The organism is Pseudomonas cedrina subsp. cedrina (assembly GCF_001983175.1).
Classification (GTDB): domain Bacteria; phylum Pseudomonadota; class Gammaproteobacteria; order Pseudomonadales; family Pseudomonadaceae; genus Aquipseudomonas; species Aquipseudomonas cedrina.
Genome location: NZ_MNPW01000004.1, coordinates 317,277 through 341,410 on the forward strand (window position 1 = coordinate 317,277; position 24,134 = coordinate 341,410).

26 protein-coding genes are annotated in these 24,134 nt (G+C 61.3%); 11 read left to right on the forward strand and 15 right to left on the reverse strand.

What is annotated here, in order from left to right:
* Positions 1–113: 113 nt before the first annotated feature.
* Together rhlB and BLL36_RS10030 are read right to left on the reverse strand one after the other, a co-directional pair.
* Positions 114–1,589: an ATP-dependent RNA helicase RhlB gene (rhlB, locus tag BLL36_RS10025; RefSeq protein WP_162279230.1), complete on the reverse strand. Its 1,476-nt coding sequence runs from the start codon at positions 1,587–1,589 to the stop codon at positions 114–116.
* 95 nt (positions 1,590–1,684) lie between these two features.
* Complete coding sequence (locus tag BLL36_RS10030; protein ID WP_076951274.1) at positions 1,685–2,341, reverse strand: alpha/beta hydrolase; 657 nt, start codon at positions 2,339–2,341, stop codon at positions 1,685–1,687.
* 345 nt (positions 2,342–2,686) lie between these two features.
* On the opposite strand from BLL36_RS10030, the gene BLL36_RS10040 reads away from it, so the two are divergent.
* From BLL36_RS10040 to BLL36_RS10055, 4 genes are all read left to right on the forward strand, one after another.
* Complete coding sequence (locus BLL36_RS10040; protein ID WP_016978213.1) at positions 2,687–3,718, forward strand: amino acid ABC transporter substrate-binding protein; 1,032 nt, start codon at positions 2,687–2,689, stop codon at positions 3,716–3,718.
* A gap of 72 nt (positions 3,719–3,790) precedes the next feature.
* Positions 3,791–4,972 carry an amino acid ABC transporter permease gene (locus BLL36_RS10045; RefSeq protein WP_076951276.1) on the forward strand — a complete coding sequence of 394 codons (1,182 nt, stop codon included), beginning with the start codon at positions 3,791–3,793 and terminating at the stop codon, positions 4,970–4,972.
* A gap of 10 nt (positions 4,973–4,982) precedes the next feature.
* A complete protein-coding gene (locus tag BLL36_RS10050) occupies positions 4,983–6,080 on the forward strand; it encodes an amino acid ABC transporter permease (RefSeq protein ID WP_076951277.1) in 1,098 nt (365 codons plus the stop codon).
* A gap of 11 nt (positions 6,081–6,091) precedes the next feature.
* Positions 6,092–6,856: an amino acid ABC transporter ATP-binding protein gene (locus BLL36_RS10055; protein WP_076951278.1), complete on the forward strand. Its 765-nt coding sequence runs from the start codon at positions 6,092–6,094 to the stop codon at positions 6,854–6,856.
* 51 nt (positions 6,857–6,907) lie between these two features.
* On the opposite strand, the gene BLL36_RS10060 is transcribed toward BLL36_RS10055, so the two are convergent.
* Together BLL36_RS10060 and BLL36_RS10065 are read right to left on the reverse strand one after the other, a co-directional pair.
* A complete protein-coding gene (locus tag BLL36_RS10060; RefSeq protein WP_076951279.1) occupies positions 6,908–7,390 on the reverse strand; it encodes a type II toxin-antitoxin system MqsA family antitoxin in 483 nt (160 codons plus the stop codon).
* Positions 7,387–7,698: a type II toxin-antitoxin system MqsR family toxin gene (locus BLL36_RS10065; RefSeq protein ID WP_076951280.1), complete on the reverse strand. Its 312-nt coding sequence runs from the start codon at positions 7,696–7,698 to the stop codon at positions 7,387–7,389. Before BLL36_RS10065 ends, BLL36_RS10060 begins: the two co-directional genes overlap by 4 nt.
* A 175-nt stretch (positions 7,699–7,873) precedes the next feature.
* On the opposite strand from BLL36_RS10065, the gene BLL36_RS10070 reads away from it, so the two are divergent.
* Positions 7,874–9,127 carry a CynX/NimT family MFS transporter gene (locus BLL36_RS10070; protein WP_076951281.1) on the forward strand — a complete coding sequence of 418 codons (1,254 nt, stop codon included), beginning with the start codon at positions 7,874–7,876 and terminating at the stop codon, positions 9,125–9,127.
* Between the two features lie 211 nt (positions 9,128–9,338).
* Here BLL36_RS10070 and BLL36_RS10075 read toward each other — a convergent pair whose 3' ends face one another.
* The 11 genes from BLL36_RS10075 to BLL36_RS10125 all read right to left on the reverse strand — a co-directional run bounded on the left by BLL36_RS10075 (position 9,339) and on the right by BLL36_RS10125 (position 19,247).
* Positions 9,339–9,959 carry a DUF1120 domain-containing protein gene (locus BLL36_RS10075; protein ID WP_076951282.1) on the reverse strand — a complete coding sequence of 207 codons (621 nt, stop codon included), beginning with the start codon at positions 9,957–9,959 and terminating at the stop codon, positions 9,339–9,341.
* 39 nt (positions 9,960–9,998) lie between these two features.
* Positions 9,999–10,649, reverse strand: a complete 651-nt coding sequence (locus tag BLL36_RS10080) for a DUF1120 domain-containing protein (RefSeq protein WP_076951283.1) — start codon at positions 10,647–10,649, stop codon at positions 9,999–10,001.
* A gap of 10 nt (positions 10,650–10,659) precedes the next feature.
* Positions 10,660–11,787 carry a DUF1120 domain-containing protein gene (locus BLL36_RS10085; protein ID WP_076951284.1) on the reverse strand — a complete coding sequence of 376 codons (1,128 nt, stop codon included), beginning with the start codon at positions 11,785–11,787 and terminating at the stop codon, positions 10,660–10,662.
* Positions 11,788–11,798: 11 nt separating this feature from the next.
* Positions 11,799–14,234, reverse strand: a complete 2,436-nt coding sequence (locus BLL36_RS10090; protein WP_083735273.1) for a fimbria/pilus outer membrane usher protein — start codon at positions 14,232–14,234, stop codon at positions 11,799–11,801.
* 134 nt (positions 14,235–14,368) lie between these two features.
* A complete protein-coding gene (locus BLL36_RS10095; RefSeq protein ID WP_083735274.1) occupies positions 14,369–15,115 on the reverse strand; it encodes a fimbria/pilus chaperone family protein in 747 nt (248 codons plus the stop codon).
* A gap of 2 nt (positions 15,116–15,117) precedes the next feature.
* Positions 15,118–15,747, reverse strand: a complete 630-nt coding sequence (locus BLL36_RS10100) for a DUF1120 domain-containing protein (RefSeq protein ID WP_076951286.1) — start codon at positions 15,745–15,747, stop codon at positions 15,118–15,120.
* A 79-nt stretch (positions 15,748–15,826) separates the two neighbouring features.
* Positions 15,827–16,450, reverse strand: a complete 624-nt coding sequence (locus BLL36_RS10105; RefSeq protein ID WP_076951287.1) for a DUF1120 domain-containing protein — start codon at positions 16,448–16,450, stop codon at positions 15,827–15,829.
* Positions 16,451–16,486: 36 nt separating this feature from the next.
* Entirely contained in the window at positions 16,487–17,110 is a 624-nt protein-coding gene (locus tag BLL36_RS10110) for a DUF1120 domain-containing protein (RefSeq protein ID WP_076951288.1), read from the reverse strand.
* Positions 17,111–17,324: 214 nt separating this feature from the next.
* Entirely contained in the window at positions 17,325–17,948 is a 624-nt protein-coding gene (locus BLL36_RS10115) for a DUF1120 domain-containing protein (RefSeq protein ID WP_076951289.1), read from the reverse strand.
* A gap of 34 nt (positions 17,949–17,982) precedes the next feature.
* The gene (locus BLL36_RS10120) at positions 17,983–18,624 is read right to left on the reverse strand and encodes a DUF1120 domain-containing protein (protein ID WP_076951290.1); all 642 of its coding nucleotides are present in this window, start codon (positions 18,622–18,624) and stop codon (positions 17,983–17,985) included.
* Positions 18,624–19,247 carry a DUF1120 domain-containing protein gene (locus BLL36_RS10125; RefSeq protein ID WP_076951291.1) on the reverse strand — a complete coding sequence of 208 codons (624 nt, stop codon included), beginning with the start codon at positions 19,245–19,247 and terminating at the stop codon, positions 18,624–18,626. Before BLL36_RS10125 ends, BLL36_RS10120 begins: the two co-directional genes overlap by 1 nt.
* A 370-nt stretch (positions 19,248–19,617) precedes the next feature.
* On the opposite strand from BLL36_RS10125, the gene BLL36_RS10130 reads away from it, so the two are divergent.
* From BLL36_RS10130 to BLL36_RS10155, 6 genes are all read left to right on the forward strand, one after another.
* The gene (locus tag BLL36_RS10130; protein ID WP_083735275.1) at positions 19,618–20,448 is read left to right on the forward strand and encodes a response regulator; all 831 of its coding nucleotides are present in this window, start codon (positions 19,618–19,620) and stop codon (positions 20,446–20,448) included.
* Between the two features lie 197 nt (positions 20,449–20,645).
* Positions 20,646–21,281 (forward strand): response regulator transcription factor, encoded by a 636-nt coding sequence (locus BLL36_RS10135; protein ID WP_076951468.1) that lies wholly within the window; start codon positions 20,646–20,648, stop codon positions 21,279–21,281.
* Between the two features lie 244 nt (positions 21,282–21,525).
* The gene (locus BLL36_RS10140; protein WP_076951292.1) at positions 21,526–22,167 is read left to right on the forward strand and encodes a DUF1120 domain-containing protein; all 642 of its coding nucleotides are present in this window, start codon (positions 21,526–21,528) and stop codon (positions 22,165–22,167) included.
* 114 nt (positions 22,168–22,281) lie between these two features.
* Positions 22,282–22,752: a nuclear transport factor 2 family protein gene (locus BLL36_RS10145; RefSeq protein ID WP_076951293.1), complete on the forward strand. Its 471-nt coding sequence runs from the start codon at positions 22,282–22,284 to the stop codon at positions 22,750–22,752.
* Positions 22,753–22,790: 38 nt separating this feature from the next.
* Positions 22,791–23,066 carry a GIY-YIG nuclease family protein gene (locus BLL36_RS10150; RefSeq protein ID WP_076951294.1) on the forward strand — a complete coding sequence of 92 codons (276 nt, stop codon included), beginning with the start codon at positions 22,791–22,793 and terminating at the stop codon, positions 23,064–23,066.
* A 76-nt stretch (positions 23,067–23,142) separates the two neighbouring features.
* Positions 23,143–24,078: a glutathione S-transferase family protein gene (locus tag BLL36_RS10155; protein ID WP_076951295.1), complete on the forward strand. Its 936-nt coding sequence runs from the start codon at positions 23,143–23,145 to the stop codon at positions 24,076–24,078.
* Positions 24,079–24,134: the final 56 nt, after the last annotated feature.

A 24,134-nucleotide genomic window follows, 5' to 3' on the forward strand; every position in this document is an offset into this window, starting at 1 on the left:
AGCGCAGTGTGGGAGCTGGCTTGCCTGCGATAGCATCACTTCGGTGTAACTGATACACCGCGGTGCCTGTATCGCAGGCAAGCCAGCTCCCACACAAGCCAGCTTCTACATGTTTACTGTGTTTCGGCCTGGGGGCGTTTACGTTCAACCGGGCGCAACAAATGCGTCGACGGCGTCTCGCAACTGATCTTGCGCCCCAGCAACGCCTCGATCGACGGCAACTGATACGAGTCATCCTCCCCAGCAAAACTGATCGACACGCCCGCCGCGCCGGCACGGCCGGTACGGCCAATGCGGTGAACGTAGTCGTCCGGCACTTCCGGCAGGGTGAAGTTGATCACGTGGCTGATGCCGTCGATGTGAATCCCGCGCCCGGCCACGTCGGTGGCCACCAGCACGCGGATCTTGCCTTCGCGAAAGCCTTCCAGGGTCTTGATGCGCTTGTGCTGCGGCACGTCGCCGGACAGTTGCGCGGCGTTCACACCGTCGCGTACCAGGCGCTCTTCGATGCGGCGCACTTCGTCCTTGCGGTTGGCGAACACCATCACGCGTTCCCAGCCGTTGTCGTTGATCAGGTTGTAGAGCAGCTTGTACTTGTCGGCACCGGCCACGGCGTAGATGTGTTGCTCGACGTTTTCGCTGGCGACGTGAAGCGCTTCGATCTCGACGATGGACGGGTCGGTGGTCCATTGCTTGGCCAGGTTCATCACGTCTTCGGTGAAGGTCGCGGAGAACAGCAGGGTCTGGCGCTCGGCTTTTGGCGGGGTCTGGCGGATGATCTGGCGCACTTGCGGGATGAAACCCATGTCGAGCATGCGGTCGGCTTCGTCCAGCACCATCACTTCGACCATGTCCAGGTGCACGTCGCCGCGCTGGTTGAAGTCCAGCAGGCGGCCCGGGGTGGCGACCAGGATGTCGCAGTGGCGGGCTTCGAGGTGCTTTAGCTGCTTGTCGAAGTCCATGCCGCCAACGAAGGTCATCACGTTGAGGCCGGTGTACTTGGTCAGGTCGGCGGCGTCCTTGGCGATCTGCACCACCAGCTCCCGGGTCGGGGCGATGATCAGTGCGCGCGGCTCACCCATGTAGCGTTCTTTCGGCGGCGGCGTCTGCAGCAGTTGGGTGATGATCGAGATCAGGAACGCGGCGGTCTTGCCGGTGCCGGTCTGGGCGCGGCCGATGGCGTCCTTGCCGGCGAGAGTGAAGCCCAGCACCTGCGCCTGGATCGGCGTGCAATACGGGAACCCCAGGTCCTGGATGGCGTGCATCAGTTCCGGGGCCAGGTCGAAGTCGTGGAAGCGGGTCTTGCCTTCCTGGGGCTCGACGACGAAGTCTTCGAGTTTCCACGGGATGACGACCGGCTTTGGGGCCTGTTCGCGGCGCGGCTTTGGCGCGACTGGCGCGGCGGCGATCTCAGCCGGTTTTGCCTGCTCAGGCGCGGTTACCTTCGGCTGGGCAACAGGTGCCGTCCTGGCGGGCTGTTTGCCGTCATTGCGGCTGCCGGTTGGCGGGACAGGAGCACTGGGAACTGGCGCGAGCGGCTCAGCCTCGCTTTTGCCGAACATCTTCTTGAGTGCTTTGAGCACGGTCATCTCATCAATTGGTTAAGGAATATACGCCGGCCAGTGTAATGCAAGAATCGGGCGCGGCGTAGTGCGTCTGTCATACGGCTACAAAAACGCCCGGTTCAGCCCAGGCGCGCGGTCAACCAGGCGCCGATATCCCGTATCTCCTCGGGTAACACTTCGTGGCCCATTGGGTATTCCTGCCATGTCACGGTGACACCACGGCTCTTCAAATGCTCGAAGGCGCTGCGGCCCATGGCGTTCTGAACCACCTCGTCGTAGTGGCCGTGCAGGCACAGCGTCGGAATGCGCTGTTGACTGGCGGATAACTCCAGCTCATCACCGAAGGTGGGCGCATAAGTGGAAAGGGCGATTACGCCACCCAACGGGCCTTCCCAATTCAGGAAGGCGGTGTGGAACACCACGGCGCCGCCTTGGGAAAAACCGGCGAGGAAAATTCGCGAAGCGTCTATTCCGGTTCTCTTCTGCGCATCGATCAGGTCAGTCACCATCTTTGCCGACACTTCCAGCTCTTCCAGGCTGATCGAACGGGCCGGGCTCATGGCCTTGATGTCGTACCAGCTGGGCATCTCGTAGCCGCCATTGATGGTCACGGCACGGGTCGGCGCCTGGGGCAGAACGAAGCGGGTGGTCAGCAAGTTTTCCTGCAGCGCTTCGGCCACCGGCAGGAAGTCGTAGCGATCGGCACCCAGGCCATGCAACCAGATTACGCAGGCGTCTGCGGGCTTGGCGGGCTGAAGAATCAAGGGTTCGGTCATGTCTGCTCCATTAATGTGCGCGCGCTCCGATTGGGTGCGTCGGAACGGTGCGCGACGGGTTGATCTGTTAAGAAGATGTCGCACGGTTGAATCTTTTTCTATTGACCGTGGGCTGAATCGACTCAGCCGGCACTCTGGTACGGGCCTTGCTATGTGTTGAACGATGTCAGCGCTATCTCAGGACGGTAACACTATCAGTGACAGCCGCTCGTGGGATAGCAACTGGAATGACCGCGACAACTTCATGCCGCTTGACCCCAAAAAAAGCCAACACGGGTCGATATCGCCTCATAAGGGTGCGCTGAAGTTCGAGCTCCGACACAACAAGAGCAACTGGAGGTTTGAATGAAGGTATTGAAATCCACCCTGGCCATCGTGACTGCGGCGGCTGTACTGGGTGTCAGTGGTTTCGCCCAAGCTGGCGCCACGCTGGACGCCGTGCAGAAGAAGGGCTTTGTGCAATGTGGCGTGAGTGACGGTCTGCCGGGTTTCTCGGTACCGGATGCCAGCGGCAAGATCCTGGGGATCGACGCTGACGTTTGCCGCGCCGTGGCCGCTGCCGTTTTCGGCGACGCGACCAAGGTCAAATTCAGCCAGTTGAACGCCAAGGAGCGTTTCACCGCGCTTCAATCCGGCGAAGTCGACATTCTGTCCCGCAACACCACCATGACCAGCTCCCGCGATGCCGGCATGGGCCTGAAATTCCCGGGCTTCATCACTTACTACGACGGCATCGGCTTTCTGGTAAACAACAAGCTGGGCGTTAAAAGTGCCAAGGAACTGGACGGTGCAACCATCTGCATCCAGGCCGGTACCACCACCGAGCTGAACGTTTCCGACTACTTCCGCGGCAACAACCTCAAATACACCCCGATCACCTTCGACACTTCCGACGAAAGCGCCAAGTCGCTGGAATCCGGGCGTTGCGACGTACTGACCTCCGACAAATCCCAGCTGTTCGCCCAGCGCAGCAAGCTGGCCGCGCCGAAAGACTACGTGGTGCTGCCGGAAACCATTTCCAAGGAACCACTGGGCCCGGTCGTACGTAACGGCGACGACGAGTGGCTGGCTATCGTGCGCTGGGTGGGCTACGCCATGCTCAACGCTGAAGAAGCCGGTATCACCTCCAAAAACGTCGAAGCTGAAGCCAAGTCCACCAAGAACCCGGACGTGGCTCGTCTGCTCGGCGCCGACGGCGAATACGGCAAAGACCTGAAAGTGAAGAAGGACTGGGTCGTACAGATCGTCAAGCAAGTGGGTAACTACGGTGAAGTGTTCGAGCGCAACCTGGGCAAGAGCACCCCGCTGGAAATCGACCGTGGCCTGAACGCACTGTGGAACAACGGCGGCATTCAATACGCACCGCCTGTGCGCTGATCGCTGATGGTTCTGTCACCCGGTGGGCCAACCGCCGGGTGATGTTCTGTTCCATTCTTTTCGGGGCACTTCATGCAAAATCAAATCGGCGCACCCAAGCAGAAGCTCAGCTTCAGCGATCCCAAAGTGCGTGCGTGGCTCTTCCAGATCATCACGATTGTGGCGGTGGTCTCGCTGGGCTGGTACCTCTTTCACAATACCCAGACCAACATGCAACACCGGGGCATCACCTCGGGTTTCGACTTTCTTGAGCGCAGTGCCGGTTTCGGCATCGCGCAGCACCTGATCGACTACACCGAATCGGACAGCTATGCCCGGGTGTTTGTGATCGGTTTGCTCAACACCCTTTTAGTGACGTTCATCGGCGTGATCCTGGCCACACTGCTCGGGTTCGTGATTGGCGTGGCGCGGTTGTCGCCGAACTGGATGATCAACAAGCTGGCGACCGTGTATGTGGAAGTGTTCCGCAATATCCCGCCGCTGCTGCAAATCCTGTTCTGGTATTTCGCGGTGTTCCTGACCATGCCAGCGACGCGCAACAGCCATAACTTCAACGATACTTTCTTTATGAGCGCCCGGGGCCTGAATATGCCGGCCGCGCTGGCGTCTGACGGCTTCTGGCCGTTTGTGGTCAGTGTGGTCGTTGCTATCGTGGCAATCGTGCTGATGGCACGTTGGGCCAACACGCGCTTCGAAGCCACCGGTGTGCCGTTCCATAAGTTCTGGGCGGGCCTGGCGCTGTTCATCGTGATCCCAACCTTATGCGCCCTGGTTTTCGGCGCGCCGCTGCACTGGGAAATGCCTAAGCTTGCGGGCTTCAACTTCGTCGGCGGCTGGGTGTTGATCCCTGAACTGCTGGCATTGACGCTGGCACTGACTGTTTATACGGCCGCGTTTATCGCCGAGATCGTGCGTTCGGGCATCAATTCCGTCAGCCACGGCCAGACCGAAGCCGCGCGCTCCCTGGGCCTGCGCCCCGGGCCGACGCTGCGCAAGGTCATCATCCCGCAGGCGCTGCGGGTGATCATTCCGCCACTGACCAGCCAATACCTGAACCTGGCGAAAAACTCGTCACTGGCCGCCGGTATCGGTTACCCGGAAATGGTTTCGCTGTTTGCCGGCACGGTGCTCAACCAGACCGGCCAGTCCATCGAAGTCATAGCCATCACCATGAGCGTGTACCTGGCGATCAGCATCAGCATTTCCCTGCTGATGAACTGGTACAACAAGCGCATTGCGCTGATCGAGCGGTGAGGAAACGCCCATGAGTTCACATACTTTCAAACCTGATATGCCGCCGCCGAACAAGGTGTTCGGGCCGATGGCATGGATGCGCGCCAACCTGTTTTCCAGCTGGCTCAATACCCTGCTGACACTGTTGGCGATCTACCTGATCTACCTGGTGGTTCCGCCGATCCTCAGTTGGGCGATCATCGACGCCAACTGGGTCGGCACTACGCGCGCCGATTGCACCAAGGAGGGCGCCTGCTGGGTGTTTGTCCAGCAGCGCTTCGGGCAGTTCATGTATGGCTATTACCCCGCAGACCTGCGCTGGCGCGTAGACCTGACCGTGTGGCTGGCTATTGTTGGCGTGGCGCCGTTGTTCATCTCGCGGTTCCAGCGCAAGGCGGTCTACGGTTTCAGCTTTCTGGTGCTGTATCCGATCATCGCGTTTTTTCTGCTGAGCGGTGGGATCTTCGGCCTGACCACCGTGGAAGCCCACCAATGGGGCGGCCTGATGCTGACCCTGGTGATCGCCACCGTGGGCATCGCCGGCGCCTTGCCGCTGGGCATCGTGCTGGCGCTGGGACGACGTTCGAATATGCCGGCGATTCGCGTGCTGTGTGTGACCTTCATCGAGTTCTGGCGCGGCGTGCCGTTGATCACCGTGCTGTTCATGGCCTCGGTGATGCTGCCGCTATTCCTGCCCGAAGGTATGAACTTCGACAAGCTGCTGCGCGCATTGATCGGCGTAATCCTGTTCCAATCGGCCTACGTGGCCGAAGTGGTGCGCGGTGGCTTGCAGGCGATTCCCAAGGGCCAGTACGAAGCGGCCGCGGCGATGGGCCTGGGTTACTGGCGCAGCATGGGCCTGGTGATCCTGCCGCAGGCGCTGAAGATGGTGATCCCCGGCATCGTCAACACGTTTATCGCGTTGTTCAAGGATACGAGTTTGGTGATCATCATCGGCCTGTTCGACCTGCTCAACAGCGTCAAGCAAGCCGCCGCCGACCCCAAATGGTTGGGCATGGCCACCGAAGGCTACGTGTTCGCCGCCCTGGTGTTCTGGATTTTCTGTTTTGGTATGTCGCGCTATTCCATTCATTTGGAACACAAGCTCGACACAGGCCATAAGCGTTAGGAGTTGTTGTTATGAGCGAAGCGATCAAACAGCCTATGAGCCCTGAAGGCATTATCCAGATGCAGGGCGTCAACAAGTGGTACGGCCAGTTCCACGTGTTGAAAGACATCAACCTCAACGTCAAGCAGGGCGAGCGCATCGTGCTGTGCGGCCCGTCGGGTTCGGGCAAGTCCACCACCATCCGCTGCCTCAACCGTTTGGAAGAGCACCAGCAAGGCCGCATCGTGGTCGATGGCGTGGAACTGACCAACGATTTGAAGCAGATCGAAGCGATCCGCCGTGAAGTCGGCATGGTGTTCCAGCACTTCAACCTGTTCCCGCACCTGACCATCCTGCAAAACTGCACGCTGGCGCCGATGTGGGTGCGCAAGATGCCCAAGCGCAAGGCCGAGGAAATTGCCATGCATTATCTTGAGCGCGTGCGCATTCCGGAGCAGGCGCACAAGTTCCCCGGGCAACTGTCCGGCGGTCAGCAGCAGCGCGTAGCGATTGCCCGTGCCTTGTGCATGAAGCCGAAAATCATGCTGTTCGATGAGCCGACGTCGGCGCTCGATCCGGAGATGGTGAAAGAGGTATTGGACACCATGATCGGCCTGGCCGAAGACGGCATGACCATGTTGTGCGTGACCCACGAGATGGGTTTTGCGCGCACTGTGGCCAACCGGGTCATCTTCATGGACAAGGGCGAGATCGTCGAGCAGGCGGCGCCGAATGACTTCTTCGACAACCCGCAGAATGATCGGACCAAGTTGTTCTTGAGCCAGATTTTGCATTGATTGCAGCTTAAAGAAACCCGGCTTTTACGCCGGGTTTTTTTGCGTCTGTTCTCAAGGTGTTGTCAGGGTTTCGTGTTCTCTATGTACCGTATTCTTGGAGTTACGCAGGTCTGTACCTTCACTCAGGATTTTCGCATCGACAAGCAAATGTGGGTGACGTTCAAGCAAGCGCATCAAGATGACCAGCGATTTGGGGGGTAATACTTCGCCGCGTTCGTAGCGAGAAACCGCGTTGTGCCCGCCACCCGACAACAGTTCTACGGTTTCCTTTTGTGACAGATGCAGTTTGCGGCGTATTCGTTTCAGCTCTGTGCCGATCATTCGCCGGAAGCTGTGGACTATGTCATCGCACAGGTTCGAATAGCGTTCTGCGTCTTGCGGATCGAGGAGCACTTCTCCACACGCCTCGCATTCCCACCCACACAAATTGTCGATACGGCGAAGCAAGCCATTTACTTCCATTGTCTCGCTGCGTCCCGAGAAATGAAGCATCCCGTCCTGCCTTCCGCAACTGCAACATTGTTGTCTTTTCATGTGTTTTTCTCCTTGAAGGAGATCACCGGAGGTCCGTCGCCTGGACGGTAAGTCACCTTTATGTAGATCTCCAAACCGTGCGAGCAAATGTGGTAAACGTCCTGCCAGGCACGATGATCCTCATAACTTGTCATCGACTTGTACAACATCGTTCCTTTCAGCGCGTAGATGACTGCCTGCATCTCTCCTATATCCAGGCCAAGGTCTTTACCGCTCAGCCGTGCGGTCGCGGTAAAGGCTCTGAAGCCAAGCCGCCTGACATCCGCCTTTATCACCGCCAAATCGTAATGAGGTGTGTACTTTTCCATAAGACACCTGAGTCCAATAATTACCCTCTGAGGGTAATTTTACCAATCGAAAATACTGCTCCTTTTGCCGCTTAGAAACCCTAGTGCGTTGCTCTTGTAGGCACGTCCGAATAGGCTGTGGGACTTTTCGTCCATTGATTAGGGCAAACGCCCGTCCCTCTGCTGGCAGTGAGCAATGACCCCCGAAAGCAAACTTGAAGAACTGTTAATTGACGCCGAGGCCGATGACGAAGCGGTGCAACACAGCCATCCGCAGGTGCTTCGCCCGTGGTTGTTGCTGCTGGGCCTGGTGCTGGTGGCGCTGAATTTGCGCCCGGCGCTGTCGAGCTTGTCGCCGCTGCTGAGCGAGGTGTCCGGCAGCCTCGGGCTGTCGGCCGCCAGGGCGGGCTTGCTGACCACCTTGCCGGTGTTGTGCCTGGGTTTGTTCGCGCCGCTGGCGCCGATCCTGGCGCGACGGTTTGGCGCCGAGCGTGTGGTGCTGGGAATTTTGCTGACCCTCGCCGCCGGCATCGTCCTGCGCAGTGCTTTCGGCGAAGCCGGACTGTTCGCCGGCAGCCTGGTCGCCGGCGCGAGCATCGGCATCATCGGCGTGCTGCTGCCGGGCATCGTCAAGCGCGATTTCGCCAGCCAGGCCGGCGCGATGACCGGTGTCTACACCATGGCGCTGTGCCTGGGCGCCGCGTTGGCGGCCGGGGCAACGGTGCCGTTGAGTCATTATTTTGGTGACAGTTGGAATATCGGCCTGGGCTTCTGGATGGTTCCCGCGTTGGTGGCAGCCCTGTTCTGGCTGCCCCAAGTCGGCCAGAAACATGGGGCGCACCAGGTGGCTTATCGGGTGAAAGGGTTGCTGCGCGACCCGCTGGCCTGGCAGGTGACCTTGTACATGGGCTTGCAGTCGTCCCTGGCCTACATCGTGTTTGGCTGGGTACCGTCGATGCTGATCAGCCGTGGCCTGAGTGCCACCGAGGCCGGCCTGGCGCTGTCCGGTTCAATTATCGTGCAGTTGCTCAGTGCGCTGACCGCGCCGTGGCTGGCCACTCGTGGCAAGGATCAGCGGCTGGCGATCGTGGTGGTGATGTTGCTCACTCTCGGCGGGCTGTTCGGTTGCCTGTATGCACCGCTCGACGGGCTGTGGGGCTGGGCGATCCTGCTGGGCCTCGGGCAAGGCGGCACGTTCAGCCTGGCGCTGACCCTGATCGTGCTGCGCTCGCGGGATTCCCACGTCGCCGCCAACCTGTCGGGCATGGCCCAGGGTATCGGTTATACCCTGGCCTCCCTCGGCCCGCTGGCCGTGGGCGTGCTGCATGACTGGACCGGTGGCTGGGGCGCCACCGGTTGGGTATTCGGCGTGATCGGCGTGGGTGCGATCATAACCGGCTGCGGCGCCGGGCGTGCGCTGTACGTCGGCGTCACCAGCGAAAAAGCCTGACCCGCCCCAATACAAATGTGGGAGCGGGCTTGCCCGCGAAGGCGTTGGGTCAGCGAGTAAATCCGGTGGCTGGCACGCCGCTTTCGCAGGCAAGCCAGCTCCCACAGGGGATTGCGGGTGTTCACCCTTTTTGTGCCGGGCACCGAAAAAACTGTGGGAGCGGGCTTGCCCGCGATGGCGGTGGGTCAGTGGATAAATCGGGTGATTGGCGTTACAGGTATTTAACGGTCAGCGTCACCGAGCCGTCGATGGCGACCTCGTTGTCAAGGGTCAGGGTATTGGTGGGCGCGATAAGGCCGCTGATTCGCAGGTCGGCGGTCATCAGTTGAACCGCTATCGGTGCGGCAGCCGTCGTGTTGGCTACCGACAGCAGGTTGTTCGGCATCAGCCAACTGTTGCCAGCCCAACTCGCACCTTGGTCTAGAGACTCAATGGCCCTGACCGGAACACCGTCGGCTACAGGTGAAACCAGCGACAGCTCCATGGAACCGAGCTTCTGCGTGCCATTGATCAGGCCCAGTCCGAAGTTGCCTCTGTTGTCATATTCCGATCCAGGTCGATTGTCTTTGCTTTCCAATGCCATGACCGTGGGCGCATCGCAGGTCACGCTCAGTTGCAGTTTCTGTTCTTTGATTCGGGTCATTCGGTCAACGTTGAGATCCTTGGCCGATAGCTTGCCAATATCAACGAGTCCGCCGTTGGACAGTCCAGGCGTACAGGCGCTGGGCGTAATCATGCCTTTTACACTGAGGTCAACGCTTGAGGCGGCAAACGTGCCGCCGCTGACGGTCAGTAGCAGGGCGCCGGTCAGCGTGGTGAAAGTAATGCGCATGGTGTTGCTCCTTTGACTAGGGAAAGTCGCGGTTGGGAATTACAGGTAAACCACTTCCAGCGTGGCGGAGCCGTCCATCACTACCTCCTGGCTCAGGTCCAGGTTTTGCTTGGCGTTGATCACGGCTTCCAGGATGAAGGTGCTGGTCAGGTTCTGAATCGCCGTGGGCCCGGCGCTGCTGCCGTTCACTTCGGTGAACCCGAGGAGGCTGCGCGAACCCATGTCGATGGGGTTGCTGTTGGAGGTGCGCCAGGCCACGGCATTGGTGGTCGATTCGGTGCCGTAAATCACCGGCAAGGCGTCGGCGACCGTCTGCTTTGGGTCGAATTTCAGTGAATACACACCGATCTTGCCGCCGCTGCCGTCGAGGCCGAAGCCGTAGTAAATCTCGCTGTTGACGTAGGCGGTGCCGTCGCGGTTGTCGCGCATGCGCAAGGCGTAGCGCCCGGCGCTGTTGCAACTGACGGTGAGGGCCATGGTTTTGAGCGGCAACATCGTGGGCCTGGCCTGATTGAGGTCTTGCTGGGAGATCTTGCCGAAATCCACCAGGCCGCCCGCGGAAAATACCGGCGTGCAGGCCATGGGGGTGATCAGGCCGGTGACGGTCAGTTCAGCGGTGGAGGCGGCGTGGGTCGAGCTGGCGATACCCAGGAGGGCAAGACTGGCCAGCGATAGACGAACGGTGTTCATGGACGTGCTCCTAGAGATAATTGATTTCGAGGGTGGCGGCGCCGTCGAGGCGCACTTCGTTGCCCAGGTCCAGTGAGCCAAGAGGCGCGATGAACGCTTCCAGGCTCGCCGTGGCGCTGAGGTGTTGAATCGAAGAGGGGCCGCTGGTGCTGCCGGGAACGGCGCTGAAACCGATGAAGCGATTGCCGCTGATGGCAATCGGGCTGGCGCTGGCACTGCTCCAGGGGCCGGTGTCGGCGGCGGCATCGGTGCGATACAGCGCACCGTAGCTGTCGGCCGTGGCGCGCGTAGGATCGAAGATCAGCCGGTAGCGACCGATCTTGTGCTGGCGCGAATCAAGCCCCAGGCCGTAAGCCGTGTTATCGGCGCCGCCGGTGGCGGAGCCCTGGCGGTTGTCCTGCATGCGCAAGGTGAAGGCGGTTGGCGCATCGCAGGCCACGTTCACCGCCAGGGACCGGGCGGGCAGGGCGGTGTCGCTGTTCTGGCTCAGATCCAGCACCGACAGCTTGCCAAAGTCCACATGCCCGCCGTTGGACAACAATGGCGTGCAGGCAGCCGGGGCGAAACGCGCTTGCAGGCGTAGCTCCCGCGAGCGGCCGCCGGTGACCACGTCGAACAGCCCGCCGCTGTCCCAGGTCACCGCATCGTTTACCCGCGCCGCCGCTTCATCGGCCCAGGCGCTGGCGTCGATTTGCAGCGACAGGCTGCGCCCACGCAGCGTCGCCCCGTCACGCAAGGGCACAACCCCATGCTCCGGGCGCCAGACCAACTGAGCCCCGCTGGCCACCGGTGGCTGACCGCTGCCGGCGAGCAGGCCGAGCTCCACCGCGTGGCCATCGACCACCGCCTCGCTGACTTGCAGGCGATAAGTGCCCTGCTCGGTAAACCGATAGCGCTGCGCAGTTGCGCCCGGCGCCCGGTAAAACAGACTCAGATCCTGGACCTGCGGGCAGTTCAGCGTGAGGCTGATGCGTCGCTCGCCCAGTAGCCGTTCGGGCGCAGGCGCCACGGCGACCGCGCGGTTCATCAGGCCGAAATCCAGGCGTGATTCGCTCAGGTTCAGCCGACATTCGTCGTCGCCCCAGGCGTTGGCGCTCAGCAGCAGAAGCAGCGGCAACAGTGCACTGTTAAAACCCATGGCAATCGTCCTCATGGCTGGCGGCACCGGGCCGCCGTGGTTTCGAAATACACCTGGGGGTCGCCTTTGTCCGGCAACTCGAAGTCCAGGCGGCAGGGCTCGCGGCCGCTGGCCTTGATCCACAGCGGGCGTTGATCGAGCACATTGGGCAGAAACACCTGGCTGCCTTCCTGCACCAAAGTGACGAACTCGCCGTCGCCGGTGCTCACCGCCGCGCCGCGTGGCAACGACGTGCCGTCATCGCGTGTCACGCTGAGCAGCGCACGACGGGTGAGGGCCACGCCGAACTCAACCCTGTCCACCGCGCCACGGCCGGCCGACAGCACCGCCAGGCCGTTGCTGATGTCGGCATTGCGCGGCAGCGAACGGGTTTGCACCTCCACCGGGCTGCGGCCATAGGCACTCAGTTGCGGCACCACCGCCTGGCCCTGCCAGTCGGTCCACACCGGGCCGCTTGGCGTGCTGACCTTGATCCCCGCCATCTCGCCCACCGACATCACGGCAAAGGTGTCGCGCACTGGGTACGGCGAGAAGGTCAGCCCGTCGCCGTGCAGCACCACCCCCCCCCGCGCGCCGCCCTGGTAGCTGGCGCGCTCGGCGTCGGAGCGGGTGTAGTTGAAGTCGAGCTGGCTGTAGTACGGCAGCGCCGAGACGCCGAGGGAGGACTCGACTTCACGGTCGCGGCTGTCGCGTTCCACGCCGACCCGGTAGCTCAGTTGGTCATTGAGTTGCTCGCTCAAGCCTGCGCCGATTCGGTGTTCACCGCCGGCATTGCGGGCCCAGGCACGGGCGCGGCGGTTTTCGCCCAGGGGCAGGCTGATATTCAGGTAGACGCTGTCGTCACTCTGCTTGCGCCCGCCCACTTGCCATTCGGCGCTGGCCGACACCGATACGCGGCCAACACTGGTGCCCCACGACGCCAGGGCGCGGGTGCTGCCGTCGCCGGTATAGGAAGACGAACGCGACACCCCGGCACTGAACGCCCCCAACATGGGGTGCGACCACGACGCCGTGGCGCTTTGCTGATCGCGATAACGCGAGCGCCGTTGCTCGCGGGTGTCGGTGGTGTAGGTCGAGTCTTCCAGCTCGCGGTAACCCAGCGAACGCCACGACGCGGCGGTGGTGATCGCCCAGCTGTCCGACAACCGTTGCGACCAGGACAGGTCGGTCTGCAGGCCCTGATCCTTACCTCGTCGGCTGGCCTGCGCGCCCTGCACGCCGAACTGCAACTGGCTGTCGCGCCACGGCAACCAACCCAGGCTCGCCCCCGCCGCGCGGTAATCTTCGGCGCCCAGGACGCCCGCGCTCAAGCTTACCTGCGGGTGCAGCGCGCCGCTCCAGCCGGCGCTGACCACCCAGGGCTGGGCGCCTTCGCTGTCGCCGATCTTGCGCACTTGCCCGGCGGCCACCGAGTAACCGGGCGCTGGCAGGCCCAGGCCGAGCATCGCCGCGGGCACGGTAAAGCGGCGTTCTTCGCCGTTGGTTTCCTTGACCGTGACTTCAACGTCGGAGCGGCTGTTCAAGCGCCGCACATCGGTCAACGAGAACGGCCCGGCGGGCACTACCGTGGAATGAATCAGCGTGCCGTTCTGGCGAATTTCCACCTGGGCCGGGCTGTTGGCGATACCGTCGATGGTCGCGCCCTGGTTCTGGTCCTGCAGCGCGGTTTCGGTCAGCACCTGGGCGCCGGTGATCTGTGCGCCGGCCAGCACCGGGTTGTAGAGGTTGATCTGCCCGGCCTGGAACACTGCCTGCTGAGCGGCAAAGGTGCGTTGTGCATACGCGTCCAGGTGAGTAGTGCGCGATTGGCCGTCCTGCCAGGTGCGCACCTGGCGGCTGCGCACGATCCAGTCGCCGGCGTTGAAGCCGACTTCGGTGTTGGCCGAGCCGAAGCGGTTGCTGTCGTCGCCATATTCGTTGTACAGCCCGGTCAGGTCGTAGTTGAGCAACGCGGCGAAGCCGCCGGTCTGGTAGCCGGATACATCCTGCACCGCCGGGCGTATGGCATCGGTTGGCACCACCAGGGACAGGCTCAGGCTGGCCGGCTCCTGCTCGATGACCGTCTGCGGATACAGCTCGAGAAAGCCCAGGCACCGCGTATCGACCGACGCCTCGGGCAGTTTCAGGTTGCCGGCATCCAACAGGGCACGGTCGAAACACAGTGCGCCAGTTTGATCGAAGGTGACGTCGACACGGCCCCGGCGCTGCCCGTTGACATTGAGGTTGAGGGCATGGCGCCCCGCGGTGAAACGCGGCGCTTGCAGCAGCAGGTTGGCGAGTGCCGGGTCAATGCCGCGTTGGGACAGGGTCTGCGGGTCGAACGAACCGCCGGTTTCGTCGGCCAGTAACAGGCCCGCCGGCAGCAGTGCCAATGCCAGGCCCGCCAGGAATGGAGGCGCCCGCCATAGCGAAATGCCGGGCACGGCTTCGCCGTCGCGATCAGTCATGACTGTGCTCACACGTCGTACTCAAGTGATGGAAGCGCGCCGCCGATCCCTCGGAGCGGGCGGGCTTCTGGTGACCTTCAATGGGGGGGCACTTCGTTATCAGGGCGCCGGTCTGAGTCCTTCCGGCGCGGGCATCAGAGCGAAACCGGCGCCTCATAAGGCGCCACGGCAAAGCCATAGACGGTGGCCGGCTGCAATTGCACGGTGGTGGCGGTGGCCTGGCTGGCGGCCACGCTCAGGGTTTCGCCGGGCAGCACGTAGGTGCGCGGCAGCAAGGCCGAGCCGTTGCCGGGCAGCAGGCGCAGTTCCTGGGCCAGGCGCACCACATACGGCGACGGGTTATGCACGCTGAGCTGGCTGTTTTTCAGGCTCCATGTCAGGCCGGTCCAGGGCGTGCGGTTCGGCGCCAGGCCCTTGGGATGCAGGATCACCGGCAGGTTCTGGCGCACGGTCACGCCGACCCGCGCATGCCCGGCCTGGGCAGCGGAACGGCCTTGGGGCATGCCCTCGAAAATCACTCGTTTAAAGCGCTGGGTTACCAGCGGTTCCGGCGATTGCAGGATGAAACGGATCAGTTGACTCTTGGACGGCTCCACGCGGGTCAGCGGCGGCGTGACAAACAGCAGCGGCGCCGAGTCTTCGGGAATGTCCTCCAGGGTCACATGCAGCAGGGCCAGCTTGGAATCAGTGTTGGTCACCGACACCGAGGCTTCGCCGTCTGCCTCGTTGACGATCACCACGGACGTGTCCGGCACCATCCCGTCGGCCAGTACCAGGCTCGAACCACCGAGCACCAGGGCCAGGCCGCCGACGTAGACGCACAGGTAGCGCAGGCCGAGAAACACCCGGCCAAAAAAGGAAACACAGGGAGTAAGCAACATGACTACAGGTACCTCAGGTCAAGCACGATTGAACCGTCCAGCGGGACCTCTTGATTGAGGGTCAGGTAGGCGGCAGCGTTGATCGACGTATCGATGTGTAAGGTTGCAGTGATCAACCGATGGGGATCCGGCACCAGCGTGCCGGGATGAGCAAAGCCCATGTAGTTGTCCGGGTAGGCGTTGGACTCGGGAAACCAGGTCAGGCCCTGGTTGCTGGAGGCCAGCACCAACACCGGCTTGCCGTCACCGATGACATCACGCAGGGCCAGGGACACAGAGCCCAGGCGCTCGGTAGGCGCATGGATATTGGTGCCCAAGCCGTAATAAAAACCCGGCCCCACTGACGAGTCGGCGCGATTGTCCACTCCAATCAGCACGTACAGCACCGGCTCGTTGCAGCTCACGCTCAGGTCCAGCGTACGGCTGGGCAAGTCGCTGAATTCGTATTGATTGAGGCTGCGGACCGGCACCCTGCCATGGTCGACGATGCCGTTGTCCGACAGCGTAGGCGTGCAGGCATTCGGGGTGATGGTGCCGGTGACCGTCACCTCGGCGTCCGAAGCGCTGAAGGCGGGCGTCGCCGCCAGGCAGAGAAAACAGAGGGTCACCAGTCGGCTTGAGGGCGTGTTCATGGTCGGGTCTTGGAACCGTGATAAAGGGAACATCTGTGATAACCAGGGCGCGCAACGCCGGGCGTTGCGCACGTCTGCGTTACAGATACTTGACGGTCAGGGTCACGGATCCGTCGATGGCGACTTCGTTGGTCAAGGTCAGGCCGGTGGTGGGTGCGATGATCGGGGACAGGGTCAGATTGGAGGTGAGCGACTGGACCGGAATCGGCGCGATGGTGGTGGTGTTGGCGACCGAAGTGATGCCTGCATTGGTTAAATACATGGACCGGGACCACGTCAAGCCGGCGTCCTTCGAGACGATGGGTCCCACTTCCTGGCCGTCGGCGAGCATCGATGACAGGTTCATCGCGAAAGAGCCTAGTTTTTCGCTGCTGTTGATCAGGCCCAGGCCGAACGTGGCCGGGTCGCTTTCAAAGCTCGAACCAGCGCGGTTGTCCTGCGGCTCTATCGCCATCAGGGTCGCGGCATCGCAGGTCACCGTCAGTTGCAAGGTGTGCTCGGGCAATGCAGTGCTTTTGTCGGCATTCAGGTCCTTGGCGGAAATCTTGCCGATGTCATACGCACCGCCACTGGACAGGGTCGGCTCGCACGCACTTGGCGTGATCAGACCTTTCACGGTCAGATCAACGCTGGAGGCGGCCATGGCACTGCCTGCGCCAGACAGTAGCGCCATGACTAAAAGGCTTTTCAACGAAGTGTTCATAGTGTGGCTCCCAGGGAGGAAAGGCTAAGCAATGGATTACAAATACTTGAGCTGCAGCGTGGCCTGGCCGTCGATGGGCACTTCATCCACCACCGTCAGGTCCTTGGACGGCACGATGATGGTGAAGGCGCGCAACCGTGCGTTCAGGACCTCTATGGCAATCGGTGTATTGGGGCCGTCGGCGGCGGCGAACGAGGTCAACGCCTCATGCCCCAGGTACGGGTTGACGACCCAGTTGGCGCCGCCATTGCGCGAAACGATGGTCTTGACCGCCACCGCGTCGGCTACCGGCTCGAACAGAGCGAACGCGACGCTGCCCAGTTTCTGGTCGTCATTGATCATGCCAAGGCCGTGGTGCGCGGCGTTGATGGCGGAGGTGCCCGCCCGGTTATCGAAGGTGGTCAGGGTAAAAAAGGTCGCCCCTTCACAAATCACTTCAAGCTGCATTTCAGCCGGGTCGAGCAAGGTGGGCCTGACCTTTTCGAGGTCCTTGGCCGTCAACTTGCCGTGGTCGATCACCCCGTCGTTGGACAGGCGCGGCGTGCATGAACTGGGCGTGATGCTCCCCGTCACGCTGAGGTCGGCGCTGCTGGCGGCGGACACGCCGGGTGAGCAGGCCGCCAGCAACAGGGCAAAGGCAGCGCGGGTGATTTTCTCCATGGGCACGATTCCTTGTAATGCAGTGGTGGGGGGCGTGGGTTCAGGCGTGGCGCCGTTTCCCAATCAGCCCTGGTTTTCAAGGGTTTGAAGGCACGCCCTGCTTCCAGGGAAAGCGGGAGGGAATTTATCGCCGGTACCGTCCGGGAGGAATGCAACAAATACGAAAGTGCACGGCCAATGCGCGCCACGTTGGGCGCGCTCGGCTGTTTTGCCGCTACAAGTACTTGACGGTCAGGGTCACGGAGCCGTCGATGGCGACTTCGTTGGTCAGGGTCAGGCTGTTGGCGGGGGCGATCGAGGCGGAAAGGCTCAGGTCTGCCGTGAGCAATTGCACGGGGAGCGGCGCCAGGGTGGTGGTGTCGGCCACTGAGGTGATGGTGTCGTGCGCCAAGCTGGGTTTACGAGCCCAGGTCAGGCCACCGTCTGCCGAGCCAATCGGGCGACCTTCAATCCCGTCGGCCAGCATGGAAGAGAGCCACATTTCCAGGAAGCCGAGCTTTTCGGTGCCGTTGATCAAGCCCAGCCCGAATCGCGTGTTTGCGTCATCGGAGGAGGAGCCTGCGCGGTTATCCTTCGGCTCGATCGCCATCAGGGTCGCGGCGTCGCACGTGACGGTCAGTTGCAAGATGTGTTCGCCCAAGTTGGTGAAGTCGTCGGCGTTGAGGTCTTTGGCCGAAATTTTACCGATGTCATACACGCCGCCGCTGGACAGCGTCGGCTCGCAGGCGCTCGGCGTGATCAAACCGCGCACGCTCAGGTCGACACTGGAGGCGGCCATGGCCGTGCCGGCACTGGTCAGCATCAGGGCGCTCATCAGGGTTTTCAAAGCAGTGTTCATGGGGGCTCCTAGGGGGGGGAAGGGCAGGATTGGGTTACAGGTAAAACAGGTCCACGGTGGCCGACCCGTCCAATGCCACTTCTTCAGTCAGGGTCAGGCCGCTGGCGGGGGCAATTGCGGTGTCCACACGCAGTTCGCTGGTGACGGTCTGCAGCGCGACAGGCGCCGGACGCCCTGACTCGGCATTGCCGAATGCGGTCATTTGCGCCGGGCTCAGCCAGGTCCCGTCGGGGAACTGCCACCAGCTCTGGCCGTCATCGAGGGACATCAATGTGTACAGCGTCAGCCCGGCCGATACCGGCGCATGGACCGTCAGTAAATAACTGCCCAGGCGTTGGTTGCCGTTGATCAGGCCAAGGCCGTATTTTTCGTCGTCATCATTGTGGGCGGTGCCTTCGCGGTTATCCCGACCGCGCAGGGCGAACAGTGTGGGTCCGCTACAGTTCACGCTCAGTCGCAGGGTGACGGTGGGCATCCAGGTTGAGCTGTCGGCATTCAGGTCCTTGGCGGCGAGCCGGCCGTAATCGACTACACCGCCCTGGCTCAAGGTTGGCGTGCAGGCGCTCGGTACAATCAGGCCGGTGACCGTGAGGTCGACGCTGCTGGCGGCAAAGGCGTGTGGCGCCAGCAAAAGCAGGAGACCGCAGGCGTGTCCGCGCAGGTTGAACCGACCCATTACAGGTACCTCACTTCGAGCGTGGCGGAGCCGTCGATGGGGATTTCTTCATGGACCGGCAACCACTTGGTTTGGTAGATGGCCCCCTCGATACTCAAGGACACGCTCAGGTTCTTGGTGGGGATGGGCGCAGCGACGCCCGCGTTTACGTGACCGAAACCGGTGAGTACGTTGGGCTCGAACGCAAAGAAAACCAGGGGAAGCCAAAAATCCCCGCCGATTGACGACATCGCCGTGACGGGCACGCCGTCGGCGAGGTAATTGGAGATATACAGGTAGAAGGCGCCGATCGGTTCGTCGTTGCTTGCGCGCGCAAATCCGAAACCGCCGTGGGAAAGATTCTGCGGACGATTGTCTTCGCCCTGGATAGCGAACAGCGTCGGCGTGTCGCAGTTGACGGCGAAGTTCATGTTGAACTTTTGCAACCAGGTAAGGCCGGCGTAGTTCAGGTCGCGTGCGGCGATCTTTCCGTAGTCGACCACACCGCCTTCGCTCAGGCTGGGTGTGCAGGCGCTGGGGGTAATGGCGCCCTGGACCGCCAGGTCGACACTGCTGGCGGCCACTGCCCAAGGGCAAACGGCGAGCAGCATCGTCCCGGCGAGGGCGGCGAATGAGGCTTTCATAGGCGGATTTATTCCTGTGCAAGGTGTAAGGGACAGATAGGGTGCGCGGGTGAGTTGCCCTTGTTTTAGGGTTTTTAGGGGCACGCGCTGCTTCTAGGGAAAGCGGGGGGAATTTATCGCCGGCACTGACCGCGTGGAATGCAACAAATACGAATTTGGGCAATGACTACACGCTCGGCGAGTTGTTGAGAAAAACCGCGTTGTCGTAGTTGTTGTATCGCGGTGTTTCAATCATTCGGATATTTTTCGCGCTCTTTCAACGCGGTTAATTCACTCAATTGAGTGATCCGCTTTTATAGCGCGCAACCCCTCTAGCGATACCGTGCTCCAAGGCGGGCCTGGAAACATGTTGCTGCGTGCGAGGGGTAGCATGCCGGGCAAATCCAAAAGGCCAGGCACAACACCCAGTGAAGCGTCCTCATCCTCCAACGGTGACGCGCTGATCGGCTGGCGGCAGGCGCGGGTGCTGGTGATTGATGATCATGGCCTGTATCGCGCATTCATGGGGGGCTTGCTCGATGCGTTGGGTGTGCGCCGCGCCCTGTTCAGCGATGCGCACAGTGCGTTGCGCGCGCTGGCAGACGAGCACTTTGACCTGGTCATCAGCGACTGCCGCATGCCGGTGATGGACGGTTACGCGATGACCGCCGAACTTCGGCGCCTGGAGCGCGAAAGCGGGCGAGCGCGAATACCAGTGGTTGCGTTGACCGGGCGCATGGGCCCGGAAGAAATCCGCCGCTGCGTGGAATGCGGGATGGACGGCTGGCTGCTCAAGCCCATCGGCGTTGAGCAGTTGCGCGATGTGCTGTGCGATTGGCTGCCCATGCCGGCACCAGAGCCCGCCTGTTATGTCAATACTTCAACGCCGCGTTCGCCAGGTGTTGCCAGTCGCGAAAGCTTGATCGCCGCGTTTGGCTCTTGGGAGGTGGTAGAGCCAATGTTGTGCAAGTTGATTCAAGAAGCCCACGAGGACCTTGAAGCGCTATGGCGGGCGCAGGCCACTGGTGACGAACAAGCCACCACTCAACATTTGCATCGACTGGTGGGCAGCGTGGCGTTTCTGGGCGCTACAACGCTGGAGCAGCGTGCCGTGCGCTTGATTGACCGTGTGCACCTGAGCGGTGTGGCGGCCAACCGCAGTGCGCTCGATCGCTTCTACCAAGACATTGGAAATTATTTGAACTATTTATATAGACTTTAATTGTTAATTGCTTCTGAAGGAAAACTTTCGTTTGTGTGTAGTACTTTTCTGTATGTTATTTCTTTTAATTTTGTAGGCAATGGTGTAGAGCCCTTAAAACACGGGCTGCGTCGCAAAACAGGTGTTTTATTGCTAGTTGTTACAGAAGGAGTGTCGGGGTATTTTGGTGCTACCTAATTGCCATCATGGAAAATACGATGATTCGCATCATTATTGCCGACGACCACCCTATTGTGCGTGTCGGGCAAAAAGTAGTTATTGAAGCGAGCGGCAAGTGCAAAGTAGTGGGCGAGGCCGACGGCCCCGATCAATTGCTGGCCTTGCTCAAGTGCACACCGTGTGACGTGATCGTGACGGATTTCGCGATGCCGGGCGATCAGCAGGTGGACGGTTATGGCTTGCTGGGTTTATTGCATCGTCAGTACCCCAAGGTGCCGATGATTGTCGTGACCATGTTCGCCAACGTCGCCACGCTCCGCGCGGCCATGGCCCATGGCGCGAAATCGGTACTGGCCAAAAGCGCCTCGGCGCGGGAGTTGCCGCAGGCTATCCACTCTGTGTACCAGGGGCGCACCTTTATCAGTGAGTGCCTGCGCGTGCAGCTGGAGCAGGCCTGCGTGGCGCAGCCAACCCAGGCGCCGCAGCTATCGGGCAAAGAGCAGGAGGTGGTGCGTCTGCTGGCCAGTGGCCTGACGGTAACCGAGATCGCCGCGCGGGCCAATCGCAGCATTTCCACCATCAGCAAGCAGAAGAGTACGGCGATGCAGCGTTTGTGTATTTCCACGGATGTGGATTTGTTTGCGTATGCGCGGGATGTGGGGATGGTGCCATGAAGTGTCGATGAAGTTACGAATTGATAGGAGGAGGCGCGTTAATCAAATTTTTGCGTCACTTTGGAAGTTCGTATTAGTTGTATGTCGGTAGTTGTGTGCACGCTATAGATTATTGAGCTGTTGCTGCTGTTCGCAGTGGTAATGATTAAATATCCCTAGTCTAATTATTCGAATCGAACGCATTGGATTGTTGTCGCTCGCGCGCGGCTGCCCGGTGCGTGCAGATTCAAAGTGAGCATAAACAATGAAGAACTCGATATTCACGGCGGCCTTACTCTTGGCCAGTGTTTCCAATGTACTTGCAGCGTCCAGTATAGACCTGAGCGTCACGGGTGCGATCACGCCGGCGGCCTGTACGCCTGCCCTGTCGGGAGGCGGGGTGGTGGACCACGGCAAGATTTCGTTCAGTGACCTGAATAAGGCTTGGCCCTATCAAACCCAGCTGCCTGTTGCGACCCTGGCGCTGAGCGTCAATTGTTCTGCCGCGACATTGTTTGCGGTGAAAAGCCACGATAACCGTGCTGGAACCGTGAGCGCAGGTTTCGACGTGTCCAGTTTTGGCTTGGGACTGGTCAACGGCGACAAAAAAGTCGGCTGGTATACGTTGAAAATGAGCAATTCATTGGCCGACGGGGTACCGCAATCCGTGATTGAATCCGTGGACGGCAAGACCTGGTTCGATGCGCCTGAAGACTTGCAGGTGTGGCAGCCTGACTGGATGCGCGCATTCAGCGCGGTAATCGGCAGCAACGCCGCGCCGATACCGGTTCAGGCCATGACCACGGATTTGCTGATCCAGACCACAATCGTCGACAAGCGTGAACTGCCGACAGGCCAGGAAGTGCCCTTGGACGGCAGCGCCACCCTCGATATCGTCTACCTGTAGATCCTGTTCCGAGAGGTGAAGCCATGTTTATTATGCGGGTGAATGAACATGGCCTTCTGCGCCCGCGCAGACTATCGTGCAGCCCTACCGATAAAAAACACGGAAACAGCCCGCATGAGTGACGCCCACACCGCCCTGATCACCCGCTTCTACGAAGCATTCCAGCGACTTGACGCCGAAGCCATGGCCGCCTGCTACACCGACGACATAGTGTTCAGCGACCCGGCGTTCGGCGCATTGCGCGGCCGCGACGCCGGTGACATGTGGCGCATGCTCACCACGCGGGCCAAAGACTTCTCGCTGACCTTCGACAACGTGCGCAGCGACGAGCGCACGGGCGGCGCGCATTGGGTGGCGACCTACCTGTTCAGCGCCACCGGCAACACCGTGGTCAACGATATCCAGGCGCGCTTCGTGTTCCGCGATGGCAAGATCTGCGAGCACCACGATCATTTCGACCTGTGGCGCTGGTCGCGTCAGGCCCTGGGTACCAAAGGCCTGCTGCTGGGCTGGACACCGTTGGTAAAAAACGCCGTGCGTGCCCAGGCTAATAAGGGCCTGAAGGCATTTCAGGCCAGTCGTTGATAAACTCGGCGCTTCTTCTGGTTGATTGAATCCTCGCCGTGACTGACCCCGTTGAACCCAAACCCTGGTACGTCTACCTGGTGCGCGCCGCCAATGGCGCGCTGTATTGCGGCATCAGCAACGACCCGGTGCGCCGCTTTGCCTCGCACCAGCGCGGCAAGGGCGCGCGGTTCTTTTTGTCCAGCCCGGCGGTGGCGCTGGTGTACACCGAGCAATGCGCGAGCAAGGGCGAGGCGCTGCGCCAGGAGCGGCTGATCAAAAAACTCAAGAAGAGCGCCAAGGAATGCCTGGCGGCGAGTGGTTCATTGATCTGACTGATAGCTTCCCATCACACCCCCCGAGACGGTTGCGCGCTAAGCTGCAGGTTCATTTTGCCAAGTGGCCCCCCGCATGTCTGAGCTCATCCTGCATCACTACCCTACATCCCCCTTCGCGGAAAAAGCCCGACTGCTGCTGGGTTTCAAAGGCTTGTCCTGGCATTCGGTGCACGTCTCGCCGGTGATGCCCAAGCCGGACCTGACTGCCCTGACCGGCGGCTACCGTAAAACCCCGGTGTTGCAGGTCGGCGCCGATATCTATTGCGACACGGCCCTGATCGCACGCCGCCTGGAACAGGAAAAAGCCGCGCCGGCGCTGTTCCCCTTGGGCCAGGAAATGATCACCCAAACCTTCGCCACCTGGGCCGACAGCGTGGTATTCGCCCATGCGGTGAGCCTGGTGTTCCAGCCGGAGTCGGTGGCGGTGCGCTTCGGCAAACTGCCGCCGGAAGCGATCAAGGCGTTTCTCGCCGACCGTGCTGCGCTGTTCAGCGGCGGCACCGCGAGCAAACTCCCGGTCGAAGTAGCCAAGCACCAATGGCCCGCGATCATGGCGCGGTTGGAGCAGCAGTTGCAGCGTGAGTCGGGGGATTACTTGTTCGGCGAGCCGTCGATTGCCGACTTCGCCATGGCTCACCCGTTGTGGTTTCTCAAGGCGACGCCGGTCACCGCGCCGTTGGTGGATGCGTACCCCGCCGTAGTGGCGTGGCTGGCGCGGGTCCTTGGCTTCGGACATGGCACGGCGAGCCCGATGAGCGCCGAGCAGGCCCTGGCCATTGCGCGCGACGCCACGCCGGCGGCGCTGCCGGATGAACGCTTTGAAGACCTCAATGGCTTCCGGGCCGGCCAGCAGGTGACCATCAGCGCCATCGATTACGGCGTCGATCCGGTCGCCGGGGAACTGCTGTTTGCCGGGCGCGAGGCGCTGATCCTGCGCCGCACCGACCCACGTGCCGGCACCGTACATGTGCATTTCCCGCGTTTCGGTTTCCGCATCCAGGCGCAGTAATCCCAGCCAGTGATCGTTCCCGCGCTCTGCGTGGGAATGCAGCCATGGACGCTCTG

Coding starts and splice junctions, on each gene's coding strand:
- rhlB (WP_162279230.1), bottom strand. CDS start 1,589: ATGACCGTGCTCAAAGCACTCAAGAAGATGTTCGGCAAAAGCGAGGCT.
- BLL36_RS10030 (WP_076951274.1), bottom strand. CDS start 2,341: ATGACCGAACCCTTGATTCTTCAGCCCGCCAAGCCCGCAGACGCCTGC.
- BLL36_RS10040 (WP_016978213.1), top strand. CDS start 2,687: ATGAAGGTATTGAAATCCACCCTGGCCATCGTGACTGCGGCGGCTGTA.
- BLL36_RS10045 (WP_076951276.1), top strand. CDS start 3,791: ATGCAAAATCAAATCGGCGCACCCAAGCAGAAGCTCAGCTTCAGCGAT.
- BLL36_RS10050 (WP_076951277.1), top strand. CDS start 4,983: ATGAGTTCACATACTTTCAAACCTGATATGCCGCCGCCGAACAAGGTG.
- BLL36_RS10055 (WP_076951278.1), top strand. CDS start 6,092: ATGAGCGAAGCGATCAAACAGCCTATGAGCCCTGAAGGCATTATCCAG.
- BLL36_RS10060 (WP_076951279.1), bottom strand. CDS start 7,390: ATGAAAAGACAACAATGTTGCAGTTGCGGAAGGCAGGACGGGATGCTT.
- BLL36_RS10065 (WP_076951280.1), bottom strand. CDS start 7,698: ATGGAAAAGTACACACCTCATTACGATTTGGCGGTGATAAAGGCGGAT.
- BLL36_RS10070 (WP_076951281.1), top strand. CDS start 7,874: ATGACCCCCGAAAGCAAACTTGAAGAACTGTTAATTGACGCCGAGGCC.
- BLL36_RS10075 (WP_076951282.1), bottom strand. CDS start 9,959: ATGCGCATTACTTTCACCACGCTGACCGGCGCCCTGCTACTGACCGTC.
- BLL36_RS10080 (WP_076951283.1), bottom strand. CDS start 10,649: ATGAACACCGTTCGTCTATCGCTGGCCAGTCTTGCCCTCCTGGGTATC.
- BLL36_RS10085 (WP_076951284.1), bottom strand. CDS start 11,787: ATGGGTTTTAACAGTGCACTGTTGCCGCTGCTTCTGCTGCTGAGCGCC.
- BLL36_RS10090 (WP_083735273.1), bottom strand. CDS start 14,234: ATGACTGATCGCGACGGCGAAGCCGTGCCCGGCATTTCGCTATGGCGG.
- BLL36_RS10095 (WP_083735274.1), bottom strand. CDS start 15,115: ATGTTGCTTACTCCCTGTGTTTCCTTTTTTGGCCGGGTGTTTCTCGGC.
- BLL36_RS10100 (WP_076951286.1), bottom strand. CDS start 15,747: ATGAACACGCCCTCAAGCCGACTGGTGACCCTCTGTTTTCTCTGCCTG.
- BLL36_RS10105 (WP_076951287.1), bottom strand. CDS start 16,450: ATGAACACTTCGTTGAAAAGCCTTTTAGTCATGGCGCTACTGTCTGGC.
- BLL36_RS10110 (WP_076951288.1), bottom strand. CDS start 17,110: ATGGAGAAAATCACCCGCGCTGCCTTTGCCCTGTTGCTGGCGGCCTGC.
- BLL36_RS10115 (WP_076951289.1), bottom strand. CDS start 17,948: ATGAACACTGCTTTGAAAACCCTGATGAGCGCCCTGATGCTGACCAGT.
- BLL36_RS10120 (WP_076951290.1), bottom strand. CDS start 18,624: ATGGGTCGGTTCAACCTGCGCGGACACGCCTGCGGTCTCCTGCTTTTG.
- BLL36_RS10125 (WP_076951291.1), bottom strand. CDS start 19,247: ATGAAAGCCTCATTCGCCGCCCTCGCCGGGACGATGCTGCTCGCCGTT.
- BLL36_RS10130 (WP_083735275.1), top strand. CDS start 19,618: ATGCCGGGCAAATCCAAAAGGCCAGGCACAACACCCAGTGAAGCGTCC.
- BLL36_RS10135 (WP_076951468.1), top strand. CDS start 20,646: ATGATTCGCATCATTATTGCCGACGACCACCCTATTGTGCGTGTCGGG.
- BLL36_RS10140 (WP_076951292.1), top strand. CDS start 21,526: ATGAAGAACTCGATATTCACGGCGGCCTTACTCTTGGCCAGTGTTTCC.
- BLL36_RS10145 (WP_076951293.1), top strand. CDS start 22,282: ATGAGTGACGCCCACACCGCCCTGATCACCCGCTTCTACGAAGCATTC.
- BLL36_RS10155 (WP_076951295.1), top strand. CDS start 23,143: ATGTCTGAGCTCATCCTGCATCACTACCCTACATCCCCCTTCGCGGAA.